The sequence below is a fragment of the Stenotrophomonas panacihumi genome (assembly GCF_001431645.1).
Classification (GTDB): Bacteria; Pseudomonadota; Gammaproteobacteria; order Xanthomonadales; family Xanthomonadaceae; genus Stenotrophomonas_A; species Stenotrophomonas_A panacihumi.
On record NZ_LLXU01000077.1, the window covers coordinates 21,483 to 34,449 of the forward strand.

Genomic DNA, 12,967 nt, shown 5'->3' on the forward strand with positions numbered 1-12,967 from the left:
GATCAGGACGTGCCGTACTCCCAGTCGTACGGCACGCCGGTGTCGCCCAGCACGAACTTCACCAGCTCGGCGAAGCCCTTCTCCGCGCGCACGTCGTTGCCCAGCACCAGCAGGCAGCGGCGTTGCGCGCGCAGGCACACCAGCGTGTTGCCGGTGGTGTCGTTGTGGCCGCCCTTGAAGAAGCCGGCACCTTGCGGGCCATTGAAGGTGACCACGCCCAATCCCGCCGAGAGATCGGGACGGCGCTGCGCCGGCGGCAGCTCCGGCTGCAGGCTGGGGAACTGGCTGCGCGTGGTGATCGGCAACTGCGGGCGCAACATCTCCGCCTGCTCATTCGCGCCGATGCCGCGCGCGGCGACCAGCGCGGCGGCGAACTGCGCCAGGTCGTGGATGGTGGTGTCCATCGAGCCGGCCGCGCGCACTTTCGAGCGGTCGTCGTGCGGTTCGGGCTTGCCCTGGATATCCCAGCCGTCGGCGAGATTGCCGGCGAAATCCGGCCGCCACTTCAGCGCGGTGCGGGTCATGCCCAACTCGGCGAATACCGCGTCGGTGCCCTGCCGCACATCCAGGCCACGGCCTTGTTCAAGCACGAACTGCAGCGTCGCCAGGCCATCGCCCGAATAGGCGTAGCGCGTGCCGGGGTCGAAGTGGAAATGCAGCTTCTCGTCCGGCTCCAGGAAATTGAAATTGGCGAAGCCGCTGGCGTGCTGCAGCAGGATGCGCGGCGTGAGCTGGCGCCAGCGCTCGTCCAGCGCGCTCCAGTCGGTATAGCGGTTGACGATGTCCGCGCCGGTGTATTGCGGCAGCGGCTTGGGCAGGTACTCGGCAATCGAGGTATCCAGCGCGAGGCGATCCTGCCCCACCCAGCGCATCACGGTGTACGCGAATACGGTCTTGGTGAGCGAGGCGCCGTACATCACCGTGTCCACGGTGAGCGGATCGCCCTGCGCATTGCGCTTGCCATAGGCCTGCACGTAGACCGGCTGGCCATCGTCGATGACGGCCAGCGCCATGCCCTGCGCGCCGGTGCGCTGCATCAATTCGGCGACCTGCGCATCGATCTGCGCGGGCTTGGGCAGCGGGCGCGCCTGCGCGGGCAGGAGGGCAAGGGACAACGTGGTACACAACAGACAGCCGATGACGGACTTCATGTCGCATCCTCCGCGGACCACGGCGAGCGGATGTCGCCGCGTTGGGCCCACGCTAACCCGCGCCCTGCCGGCGCGCCCATGCCGCAAGTCACGCGCACTTGTAGGCAGGCCACGGGCGGCCTAGGCTCGCGGCGCACCCCTGTCCCGGAGCGACCATGCCTGCCCCGACGCCCTTCGACGACTTCCTCGCCGCCTATGCCGCCGCCGTGCGCACGCGCGATGTCGCGGCCTTCCTCGCGCTCTACGACCCCGCGCTGCGGGTCTTCGACATGTGGCAGGCCGCGCCGCTGGAGGGTCTGTCGCCCTGGCGCGCGATGGCGGAAGGCTGGTTCGGCGGACTGGGCGAGGAGACCGTCGTGGTGACGTGGCGGCAAGCCCACGCGCAGGTCGAAGGCGACCTGGCGACCGGCCACGCGATCCTCACCTTCGCCGCGCACGCGCCGGACGGGCAGGTGCTGCGGCAGCTGGACAACCGCCTCAGCGTCGCGATGCGGCGCGGCCCGGGGGGCTGGCGGGTCTTCCACGAGCATACGTCCGCCCCGATCGCCCACGAGGGCCTGCAGGCGATCCTGCAACTGCCCTGAGCCCTCCCCGCCTTCGCGCCCCCTGCACCGGCGTCCCGGCACGCTCGCGACGGTCCCCGTGGAGTGCGGTCATGCCTCGCCCCCTTCGTGTGCATCGAATCGCGGGACTGCGCCCGTGAGCCGCACCGCGCGCCCCACGCATGGCGCCGAGGCCACTGCGGGCCTGCGCGTGGACAGCTACAACCTGGCCCTGATGCGGGCCGATGGCGAAGGCTTCGTCGGCGACCTCGCCAGCCAGACCGCCTTCCGCGAACTGCTCGACGAGGCCCGCAAGCACCAGCGCACCGGCAAGGATCCGTTCGGCAAGACGCCCACGTTCGAACTGGGCAAGCGCGAGATCGACATGGCGCTGGTCGGCGGCGACGCCGATGCCGCGCACCTGGTCCATATCGCGGTGGAGGGACACGCACAGCGGCTGGTCGAAGTGACGCGCTGTTTCCTCGCGCAGCCCGAATGGAACGACGTGGAGGCCATCGTGCTGGGCGGCGGCTTTCCCAAGAGCCACTTCGGCGCGCTGTCGATCCGCCGCGCCGACCGGCTGCTGCGCAATGCACGGCTGAAGGTGCGCCTGTGCATCCTCGACGAAGACCCGGACGAAGCCGCGCTGCTGGGCTGGAGCAGCCTGTTGCCGGAAGACGCACGCCGGCACGCCGCGTTCCTCGCGGTGGACATCGGCGGCACCAACCTGCGCTGCGGGCTGGTCGAGCACCGCCTGGGCAAGGCCGCCGAGGGCCACAAGGCACGCGTGCTCGAACACATGCAATGGCGCCATGCCGATGACGCGCCCGCGCGCGGCGAGGCCATCGCGCGGCTGGCCGGCATGCTCAATGGCCTCAACGCGCAGGCGCGCACACTGGGCGTGGACCTGGCCCCGTTCATCGGCATCGCGGTGCCGGGCAAGATCGAGCCGGACGGGAAGATCTCGCAGGGCGCGCAGAACCTGCCGGGCGACTGGGAAATGCCGTTCGACCTTTCCGCCGCGCTGGCTTCGCACCTGGATCGCATCGGCCGCCGCATGCCGCAGGTGCTGCTGCACAACGACGCCGTGGTGCAAGGGCTGAGCCAGCGCCATGCGATGCGCAAGCACAAGCGCTGGGGCATCTTCACCATTGGGACGGGGCTGGGCAACGCGAGTTATTCGCGGGTTTGAGGCGCGTCAGCGCGGGCGGCAACGCAAGGCACCACCGCGAGCGGCCATGTGCCCCGCCTCACACATTCCTTCCCCGCGCATGACGCGGCATGAATGATTCCCCGGCACAGAATCCGCTGCCGCGCTATGGCGGCGAACCGTGATCCGGAGTGATCTGTCATGTTGGACTGGAACGAATACCGCAAGGAACTGGGTGGGCGCATCGGCGAGATCGGCAAGCTCAGCCCCGATACGCTGCGTGGCTACCAGACGCTGTCCGGTGCCGGGGCCAAGACCGGGCATCTCGATGCCAAGACCCGCGAACTCATCGCGCTGGCCGTGGCGGTGACCACGCGATGCGATGGCTGCATCGCGGTGCACACCGCGGCGGCGAAGAAAGAAGGCGCCACGGTCGATGAAGTGGCCGAGGCGCTGGGCGTGGCCGTGGCCCTCAACGCCGGTGCCGCGCTGGTGTACTCGGCGCGCGTGATGGATGCCTTGGCTGATACCCCGTGAGATGCAGGTCCGTCGGCATGGCGGTGCCGGCGGACGATGTGCTCACCCTGCGCCGGCCATCGCCCGCAGCGTGATGCCGACGACATACGCCAGATAGGTGCCGGTGGCATAGCCGAGCGTGCCGAGCAGCACGCCCACCGGCGCCAGCGCCGGATGGAACGCCGCCGCCACCACCGGCGCCGAGGCTGGCCCGCCGATGTGCGATTGCGAGCCGATGGCGAAATAGAAGAACGGCACGTTGAGCAGCCGGCCCAGGCCCCACAGCAGCCCGATGTGCACGCCGATCCAGATGATGCCCAGCAGGAACAGCCACGGCCGGTCGAGCAGCGCCAGCAGGTCCATCTGCATGCCGATGCAGGCGATGAGGAAGTACAGCAGCAACGAGCCGATGCGCGAGGCACCGGCGCCTTCCAGCGTGCGCGCACGGGTGAAGCTCAGGCCCAGGCCGCAGCTGGTGGCCAGCACCACCACCCACACAAACGGCGAGTCCAGGCTGAAACGCGACGCCCACGAGACGTTCGCGCCGAACCACGCCGACAGCGGCGTGGCGATGGCATGCGCCAGGCCCACCGCGCCGAACGCGATGCCGATGATGACCATCAGGTCGGTCAGCGTGGGAATGCGCTCGTGCTGGGCCTGGAAGGCGGCAATGCGGTCCTTCAGTTCGTCCAGCGCGCGGGTGTCGGCGCCGCTGCGCGCGTCGATCTTCTGCGCGCGGCCGGCCAGGAAAATGAGCGTGGCCATCCACACGTAACCCACGCCGACATCCACCACCGCGAACTGGCCGAAGGTGGTGGCATCGACGTTGAACACCTCGCGCATCGCGAGCATGTTGGCGCCGCCGCCGATCCAGCTGCCGGCCAGCGCGGCCATGCCGGCCCAGGTATCGCCGGCAACGGTGGAAGGATGGATCCAGCGCATCACCGCGAAGGCGACGAACGCGCCGAGCATGATGCTGGCCGAGGTGCCGATGTACATCAGCACCAGCTTCGGCCCCAGGCGCACGATGGCCTTGATGTCCACCGCCAGCGTCAGCAGCACCAGCGCGGCGGGCAGCAGGATGTCGCGCGCGACCGGGTTGTAGAGCCGGGTGTGTTCACCGTCGATCAGGCCGACGGTGTTGTAGATGCCGGGAATCAGGTAGCACAGCAGCAGGGCCGGCACGAAGGTATAGAAGCGCTTCCACAGCCCCTTCTCCCGCGAGGCGGTCCAGAACACCGCGCCGAGCGTGGCGGCAATCAGGCCGAAGACGACGATGTCGTTCTGGATCAGGGCGGTGCTGGCTTCGTTCATGCGGTATCCGGACGCGGTGCGGAAACGACGCGGGGCCGGCAATGCCGGCCCCGCGCGAAGGTCTTACTCGCCGATGTGCTGCTTGAGCCAGGCGTTGACCGTGTCATGCCACAGGATCGAGTTCTGCGGCTTGAGCACCCAGTGGTTCTCGTCCGGGAAATACAGGAACTTCGATTCCACGCCCTTGCGCTGCGCGGCGGTGAACGCGGCCAGGCCCTGCTCCACCGGAATGCGGAAGTCCTGCTGGCCGTGGATGACCAGGATCGGCTTGTTCCAGTTGGCGACGTGGTTGACCGGGTTGAACTTCTCGTACTTCTCGGCGTTGTTCCAGGGCGTGCCGCCGTTCTCCCACTCGCTGAACCACAGCTCCTCGGTGCTGTAGCCCATCATGCGGTTGTCGAACACGCCGTCATGGTCGACCAGGCACTTCCACGGCTCGTTCCAGTTGCCGGCGATCCAGTAGGTCATGAAGCCGCCGTAGCTGGCGCCGAGCGCGCAGGCCTTGTCGCCGTTGAGGAAGCCGTACTGCTGCTGCGCCGCGGCCCAGCCCTTCTGCAGGTCTTCCAGCGGGCGGTCGCCCCAGTGCTGGCTGATCGCATCGGTGAACGCCTGGCCGTAGCCGGTGGAACCGTGGAAGTCGATCATCACCACCGCGTAGCCCTGGCCCGCGTAGGTCTGCGGGTTCCAGCGGTAGCTCCAGCCGTTGCCGAAGCTGCCCTGCGGGCCGCCGTGGATCAGGAACGCCACCGGGTACTTCTTGCCCGGCTGGTAGTTGTACGGCTTGACCACGTAACCGTGCACGGTCTCGTTGTTCCAGCCCTTGAACTGGAACTGCTCGAAGTCACCGAACTGCACGTCCGGCAGCGTCTCGCTGGCGCTGGCGGTGATCGCGCGCAGGTTCTGCGCGGCGGTGTCGGCCACGAAGATCTGGTCGCCGCTCTTGAGCGAGTTGCGGGTGAAGGCCAGGGTCGGGCCGGCCAGCACCGGCGAGCCGACGCTGCCCTCGCCCACCAGCTTGGTCGCCTTGCCGCTGGCGATGTCGATCTGGAACAGCGGGTGTTCGCCGAGTTCGTCGGCACCGGTGAGGATGGACTTGCCGTCCGCGCTCAGCACGATCTCGCCGGCCGAGCGGTCCCAATCGGCGGCGATCTCGCGCGTCTTGCCGCTGGCCAGGTCCATCGCCATCAGCGCGAAGCGGTCGGCCTCGAAGCCCGGGCGCTTCATCGCGCGGTAGTACAGGGTCTTGCCGTCGGCGCTGAACACCGGGCCGGCATCCCACGCGGGGTTGGCCTTGGTCAGGTTCACCGCGGCCTTGCTGCCGGCAGCATCGAGCTTGTACAGGTCGAAGTTGGTCGACCACGGCTCCTCGCGGCCGGCCACGCGGATGCTGGCCACGACGGTCTTGCCGTCCGGTGCCCACTCGTAGTCGTCGTTGCCGCCGAACGGCTTGGAGGGCGCGTCGCCGGGAATCTTCGCGCTGATCGCGGTGGCGGTGGTGGCCTTGGCGTCACCCTTGGGCAGCGGGGCCACGAACAGGGTGTTGCGGCGGCCGTCGTTCCAGGTGTCCCAGTGGCGCACGAACAGCGAATCGAACACCTTGCCGGTGGCCTTGGAGGCTTCCGCGGCGTCGAGCTTCTTCTTGGTGCAGGCCAGGTCCGAGACGCAGTCCTGGAACACGCCGGCGCTGAACACGATGCGCTCGCCCTGCGGGGAGAGCTTGAAGCTGTCCACGTCCACGGCGAAGTCGGTCAGCTGGCGCGGCGTGCCGCCTTCGGCCGGCATCGCGTACAGCTGCTGGCTGCCGTTCTTGGCGCTGAGGAAGTACAGGGTCTGGCCGTCATGCGAGAAGGCCGGCGAATTGACGTTCCAGCCTTCCGGGGTGATCTGCTTCGGCGGGGCCATGTCGCGGGTGCGCAGGTCGCGGCGCCACAGGCTGCTGCTGGCCTTGGTCTTGTTTTCGTCCATCACGCGCTTGGAGAACACCAGCACGCCGCCATCCGGGCTCAGGGTCGGGGCGGAGACGCGATCCAGCGCCACCATGTCGCGGACATCGAAACCGCGCGCGTTGGCCAGCGTGGGCAGGGCGGCCAGCAGGCACAGGGGCAGCAGGGCGTGGCGAAGCTTCATGGACTCTCCTGGAGAGGACGGCAAACCCCCGATGGTAGGGGGCCTGAGCAGCCGGGTGCAAAGGAGGGAAGTCATGCTCCCGGCCACCCACCCGCACCCCTCGTTTCGCCGCAAAAACGAAGGCCGCCCGGAGGCGGCCTTCGTTGCGATGCAGCACGCGCGGGCGTTACGCCTTCTCGCCGCGCTTGCCGGTGCGGTACATCAGCCAGCCGACCAGGGCCAGCACGATCAGGCCGATCCACTGGTTCAGGTGGAAGGCTTCCGGCAGGGCCAGGATGTCGGCGCGCTGCGACACCACGATCGGCACCGCAATCGCGATACCCAGCAGCGCCTCGCCGGTGATCAGGCCGGCCGAGAACAGCACGCCCGGGCGATGCACGCGGTCGCGGGCCTCTTCGTCCTCCGGCTTGACCTTGTGGAAGCGCTCCACCAGGTGCGCCAGCAGGCCACCGAGGAAGATCGGCACCATCAGTTCCAGCGGCAGGTAGATGCCGATCGCCGCGGCCAGCACCGGCACGCGGAAACGCGAGCCGCGCGACTTCAGCCACTCGTCCAGCGCGATCACCACCGCGCCGACCACCGCGCCCAGCGCGATGAACGACCACGGCAGCTGGCCGCCGAACAGGCCGCGCGCGACCGAGGCCATCAGGTTGGCCTGCGGTGCCGCCAGCGAATTCGGATGCGCCGGGGTCGGCGCGCCGATGCCGTACGCGTTGGCCAGCAGGTTCAGCACCGGGGCCATGATCAGCGCGCAGGAGAACGCGCCGATGCCCAGCATCAGCTGCTGCTTCCACGGCGTGGCGCCGACCAGGTAACCGGCCTTGAGGTCCTGCAGGTTGTCGCCACCCACCGCCGCGGCGCAGCACACCACCGCGCCGATCATGATCGCGGCCACCGCGCCCAGCGGCGCGCCGGCGGCGCCCACCGGGTTCAGGCCGCTCTTGCCCAGCAGCAGCACCAGCACCGCCGAGGCGAACAGGATGGTGGAGATGGTGATGCCCGAGACCGGGTTGTTCGACGAGCCGATCAGGCCGGCCAGGTAGCCGGACACCGACACGAACAGGAAGCCGGCGGCGATCATGATGACCGTCATCGGGATGGAGACGTGCCACTGCTGCACGATGGCCTGGTACAGGCCCAGCAGCGGCAGGGTGAAGGCCACCAGCGCGACGAGCATCCACTTCATCGGCAGGTCGCGCTCGGTCTCGGCGACGACGGTATTGCCGGCGCTCTTGCGCGCGGCGGCAAAGCCGCTCTTGATGCCCGACAGCAGCGACTTGCGCAGCGAGAACAGCGTCCAGATGCCGCCGATCAGCATCGCGCCCACGCCCAGGTAGCGGATCTTCGCGCTCCAGATGGCGTAGGCCGCATCGGCCGAGGAGGCATCGGCGATCGCCGTGGCCAGGCCCGGGTCGCTGCCGCTGAAGAAGGCCTGGTACAGCGGGATGGCGATGTGCCAGGACAGGATCGAGCCGGACACCACCACGATGCCGACGTTCAGGCCGACGATGTAGCCCACGCCCAGCAGCGCCGGCGACAGGTTGGTGCCGATGAACGCGGTCACCTTCGAGCTGCCGACATAGGCCGACTGCACCCAGGTATCCGGGATCAGGCGCAGGCCGCTGGCGGCCGAGAGCTTGACCAGCGCGCCGATGGCGCCGGAGACGGCCAGGATCTTCAGGCCCGGGCCGGGGTTTTCACCGGCCTTGAGCACTTCGGCCGCGGCCTTGCCCTCGGGGAAGGGCAGCGGGTCCTCGACGATCATCGAGCGCCGCAGCGGCACCGAGAACAGCACGCCCAGCAGGCCGCCCAGGCCGGCGATGCCCAGCACCCACCAGTACTTGAAGTCCGGCCAGTAGCCCATGATCACCAGCGCGGGGATGGTGAAAATGACGCCGGCGGCGATCGACGAGCCGGCCGAGGCGCCGGTCTGGACGATGTTGTTCTCCAGGATCGTGCCGCCGCCGAGCAGGCGCAGCACGCCCATCGAGACGACCGCGGCCGGGATGGCGGTGGCGATGGTCAGGCCGGCGAACAGGCCGAGATAGGCGTTGGCGGCCGAAAGCACCATGGCCAGGACAATGGCCAGCACCACGGCACGGAAGGTGAGCTGGCGCGGCTGTGCGGCTTGGCTCATGGAAACCCCCTGGGTAAGGAATGACAAAAAATCCGGGCCACGCTAGCCGCTGGCCGATTTCCTGTCCAGTTGCAGGCGAAACCTTGAAGCGGGCTGCCCCGGCCGACACGGTGCGCCGGCCGGGCGGCCAGACCCGGCAAACCCGCCGCGCACGGGCCTTCTATACTCCCGGCCTTTCGCCCGCCGCCCGACTGCATGACCGCCACTGCCGCCGCCCTGCCCCGCTCCGACGATTTCCTCGGCCATCCCAAGGGCGTCTACGTCTGTTTCTTCACCGAGATGTGGGAGCGCTTCTCCTTCTACGGCATGAAGGCGCTGCTGCTGCTCTACCTCACCAAGCACCACCTGTTCGGCGACCGCGCCGGCCTGGACCTGCTCGGCGCCTACGGCGGGCTGGTGTACTGCATGCCGGTGATCGGCGGCCTGCTCGCCGACCGCTGGCTGGGCATGCGCAAGGCGGTGACCTTCGGCAGCCTGCTGCTGGTGCTCGGCCACGTCGGCATGGCGGTGGAAGGCCATGCCGCCACGCGCGTGGCCGGGGCGGTGGTGCGCGACGAGGGCGCGCTGTCGGTCACCTACCTCTCGCTGGCGCTGATCATCGCCGGCGTCGGCTTCATGAAGCCGAACATCTCCACCATCGTCGGGCGGCTGTATGCCGAGAACGACCCGCGCCGCGATTCGGGCTTCTCGCTGTTCTATGCCGGCATCAACCTCGGCGCGCTGTTCGCTTCGCTGGTGTGCGGCTTCCTCGGCGAGGCCTACGGCTGGAAGTACGGCTTCGGCGCGGCCGGCATCGGCATGCTGCTGGGCCTGGCGATGTTCCTGTGGGGCCAGAAGTACCTGCACGGCCATGCCGAACCGCCGGCCCCGGCGACGCTGCGCGAGCGCGTGTTCGGCCTGCCGCGCGAATGGCTGATCTATGGCGGCGCGGTGCTGTCGGTGTTCCCGATCGCCGCGCTGATGTGGGCCGCCGCCAACGGCGTGGCTTCCATCGGCGGTGAAATCAGCCTGGCACTGGTGCTCATGCTGGTGGTGCTCGGTGGCGTGCTGCTGTGGTTCGCCTGGTTCACCGGCGCCCGCTGCACGCCCGCGCAGCGCGGGCAGATGTGGGCGCTGCTGGCGCTGATCTTCATGGCACTGGTGTTCTTCACCCTCTACGAGCAGACCTATGGTTCGTGGGTCACCTTCACCGACCGCCTGCTGACCAAGGACATCGCGCCGAGCCTGGTGATCCGCGACGGCACGCCGCTGCCGTGGTCGATCGCCTCGCTGCTGCTGGCCCCGCTGGGCTTCGCGGTGGCCGCCACGATGTCCGACCGCCATGCCGCCTCGCGCGCGCCGCGCGTGCTGTTCGTGGGCGTCACCGCGCTGATGCTGGTGTTCCTGGTGCGCGATTGCATCGTGCTGCCGCAGACCGCCGGCTCGCTCACCTATCTCGGCGCGCTGTTCCTGGTGCTGCTGGCCCCGCTGTTCGCCGCGCTGTGGGCATGGCTGGATCGTCGCCGCGCCGATCCCTCCAAGCCGTTCAAGTCGGCCCTGGGACTGATCTTCGCCGGGCTGTCGTTCGTGCCGTTGGCGCTGGCGGCGCAGCAGGTAGGCGCGACCGGCGCGATCGCCAGCGTCTGGTGGCTGGTGCTGGCCTACCTGGTGCTGGAAATCGGCGAGATGTGCCTGGCCCCGGTGGGGCTGTCGGCGGTGACGCAGCTGGCGGTGCCGCGCGTGGTCAGCCTGATGATGGGCACCTGGTTCCTCGCCACCGCGTTTTCCGAGGCGTTGGCCGCGCTGTTCGGCAAGCTCGCCGCCATCGACGTGCCCGAGGATGGGCAGATGGATCTGGTGCAGGCCTCGGCCAGCTACGCGCACCTGTTCTGGCTGATGATGTGGATCGGCCTGGCGTGCGGGGTGATCGCGATGCTGTGCGCGCCGTTGCTGCGGCGCGCGATGCACGGGGTTCGTTGACCGATAGGGTGCGCCGCGACCGGCGGATGCACGGTCGCGGCGCAAGCCGCTTTTACGGGGAAGCAGGTGCCGCCTTCGCCGGCTGCCCACCCAGCGACTTCGACAGGAATGCCAGCAGCTGCGTGTAGTACTCGCGCTGGTGCTCCGGGGTGTAGAAGCCGTGGCCTTCGGTCGGGTAGTACAGCGTCTGAACCGGCACGCCGGCCTTGCGCAGGGACGCTTCCATCTTGCGGGTGTGTTCGATCGGCGCGCGCTCGTCTTCGCCGCCGGCGGCGAGGAACACCGGTACCTTGATCTGCGCGGCCAGGTTCACCGGGGACACCTTCGACAGCTGGGCCGGGTCGCCGACCCACTCGCGCAGGTAGGTTTCACCGCGCAGGGTTTCGCGCACGTCGCCGCCGGAGAACATCATCGGCAGGTCGTACACGCCCACGTAGCCGGCCGCGCACTTGTACAGCGAAGGCTCCTTCGCCACGCCCATGAGCGCGGCATAGCCGCCATAGCTCGCACCGTAGATGCAGATCCGGTTCGCGTCCGCGTAGCCCTGCTGGATCGCCCAGCGCGTGGCGTCGGTGACGTCGTCCTGCATCGTGCCGCCCCACTGCTGCGAGCCCGCCTCCTCGAACGCGCGCCCGTAGTTGCCCGAGCCGCGGAAGTTCACCTGCAGCACCGCGTAGCCGGCGTTGGCGAGCATCTGCGCCTCGCCATCGAACGCCCAGCCATCGAAGACGCCGAACGGGCCGCCATGCGGCATGACCACCATCGGCAGCGCCTTGCCCTGGCTGCCGGCGGGCCGGGTGAGGTAGCCATGCAACGCCAGGCCGTCGCGCGCCTTCAGCGTGATCGGCTCGGCCTGCGCCATCTTCGCCGGGTCGAACCAGTCGCGGCGCCCGACCACGTGCTCGGCTTTCTTCGCCGCCTTGTCGAACAGGTAGAAGTCGCCCGGGTTACGGTCGGTCCAGCTCTGCACCAGCAGCAGGTTGCCGGCCTTGTCGGTGGAAGTGACATGCACGGCGCTGCCGAAGGCGGCTTCCAGGCTGTGGTACAGGCGCGCGTCGGCGCCTTCCGGCTCGAAGAACACCGATTGGGTCTTGTCGCCGGTCACCAGCGCACCCACCGGCACCTGGCTGTTGGGTCGATAGAGGATCGTGCCTGGGTCGGCGACGGCGTCCTGCAGCACGACCTTGCGCGTGTCGGCGGCGATGTCCCAGGCCACGATGGTATCGGGGCCCTTGCGGTTCTCCACCTCCAGGTAGGCGATGCGGTTGTCCTCGGAGAAACCGACCGGCACCGCCTGGCCGCCCGCCTCGATCTCGCTGTGGATCATGCGCCACTGCGCGCCATCGCCGTCGCGGTAGTACAGCAGCTGGTTGTTGCTGACATCGCTGCCCCAGGCGAAGCGCACCACGCCGGCATTGTCGGTAGCGAACTGGCTGTTGCGTACCGGCGAGCGGGTGATCGGCGCGCGCCGCCCACTCTGCAGGTCGAGGCGCTCGGCACTGGTATAGCGCGCCTCGCCCGGCTCCAGCACGTTGATGACGGCATAACGCTCGTCGGCCGGCAGCAGGTCCACGACCTGGGCGCCGACATAGGCAGTGGTGCGCGCGGCCTTGTGCGCGTCCGTGGCCTTGTTGGCCTTGCCCACGCCGATCAGGATGTCCGGGCTGCCGTCCACGTCCAGCTTGTAGAGCTCGTAGGTCTTCTGCGGCGTATCGAGCAGGCCGGACTTCTTGTTCACATCGAACACCACGCGGCGGTCGCCGGACCAGTCGAACGCGCCGACATGGCCGTTCTTCTCCGGCGTGAACTTGCTCGACACCGCGTTGTCGGCGCGGCGGAGGATCACCAGCACGGTGCGGTCCTCCAGCGGCAGCGTCGCGGCGAGGTATTCGCCCGTGGGGGAGAGCTTGATGTTGGTGAACTTGTCGCGCTTGATGTAGGCGTCGATGTCTACCTGCGCGTGCGCCGCACCGGCCGCGAAGGCCAGCGAGCACAGCAGCGCGAGCGCCGGAATCGAATGCTTCATGGTGAATCCCCTTGGATGGCGAAGAAAGACGGCGGCATCCCCCGA

General features: G+C 68.8%; 9 protein-coding genes. 4 read left to right on the top strand and 5 right to left on the bottom strand.

The genetic code is table 11. The features are described 5' to 3' along the window. Positions 1 to 2: 2 nt before the first annotated feature. Positions 3 to 1,151, bottom strand: coding sequence for a serine hydrolase domain-containing protein (locus tag ARC20_RS09705; protein WP_057646581.1), 1,149 nt, complete (start codon positions 1,149 to 1,151; stop codon positions 3 to 5). A gap of 155 nt (positions 1,152 to 1,306) precedes the next feature. Between ARC20_RS09705 and ARC20_RS09710 the strand changes: the two genes are divergently transcribed. The 3 genes from ARC20_RS09710 (at position 1,307) to ARC20_RS09720 (ending at position 3,380) form a co-directional block, all read left to right on the top strand. Beyond that, positions 1,307 to 1,735, top strand: coding sequence for a YybH family protein (locus tag ARC20_RS09710; protein ID WP_057646582.1), 429 nt, complete (start codon positions 1,307 to 1,309; stop codon positions 1,733 to 1,735). Between the two features lie 115 nt (positions 1,736 to 1,850). Then, on the top strand, positions 1,851 to 2,885 hold the full coding sequence (locus ARC20_RS09715) for an ROK family protein (RefSeq protein WP_057646583.1): 1,035 nt from the start codon (positions 1,851 to 1,853) through the stop codon (positions 2,883 to 2,885). A 159-nt stretch (positions 2,886 to 3,044) separates the two neighbouring features. Further along, the gene (locus ARC20_RS09720; RefSeq protein ID WP_057646584.1) at positions 3,045 to 3,380 is read left to right on the top strand and encodes a carboxymuconolactone decarboxylase family protein; all 336 of its coding nucleotides are present in this window, start codon (positions 3,045 to 3,047) and stop codon (positions 3,378 to 3,380) included. A 42-nt stretch (positions 3,381 to 3,422) separates the two neighbouring features. Here the strand turns inward: ARC20_RS09720 and ARC20_RS09725 are convergent, their stop codons facing one another. From ARC20_RS09725 to ARC20_RS09735, 3 genes are all read right to left on the bottom strand, one after another. Further along, positions 3,423 to 4,673, bottom strand: a complete 1,251-nt coding sequence (locus tag ARC20_RS09725) for a DUF819 family protein (RefSeq protein WP_057646585.1) — start codon at positions 4,671 to 4,673, stop codon at positions 3,423 to 3,425. A gap of 63 nt (positions 4,674 to 4,736) precedes the next feature. Beyond that, positions 4,737 to 6,800 (bottom strand): S9 family peptidase, encoded by a 2,064-nt coding sequence (locus ARC20_RS09730; RefSeq protein WP_057646586.1) that lies wholly within the window; start codon positions 6,798 to 6,800, stop codon positions 4,737 to 4,739. A 166-nt stretch (positions 6,801 to 6,966) separates the two neighbouring features. Further along, positions 6,967 to 8,937, bottom strand: a complete 1,971-nt coding sequence (locus tag ARC20_RS09735; RefSeq protein ID WP_057646587.1) for an OPT family oligopeptide transporter — start codon at positions 8,935 to 8,937, stop codon at positions 6,967 to 6,969. Positions 8,938 to 9,132: 195 nt separating this feature from the next. Here ARC20_RS09735 and ARC20_RS09740 point away from each other — a divergent pair, with 195 nt between their 5' ends. Beyond that, entirely contained in the window at positions 9,133 to 10,896 is a 1,764-nt protein-coding gene (locus tag ARC20_RS09740) for a peptide MFS transporter (RefSeq protein WP_057646588.1), read from the top strand. A gap of 52 nt (positions 10,897 to 10,948) precedes the next feature. On the opposite strand, the gene ARC20_RS09745 is transcribed toward ARC20_RS09740, so the two are convergent. After that, the gene (locus ARC20_RS09745; RefSeq protein WP_057646589.1) at positions 10,949 to 12,922 is read right to left on the bottom strand and encodes an alpha/beta hydrolase family protein; all 1,974 of its coding nucleotides are present in this window, start codon (positions 12,920 to 12,922) and stop codon (positions 10,949 to 10,951) included. Positions 12,923 to 12,967 lie beyond the last annotated feature (45 nt).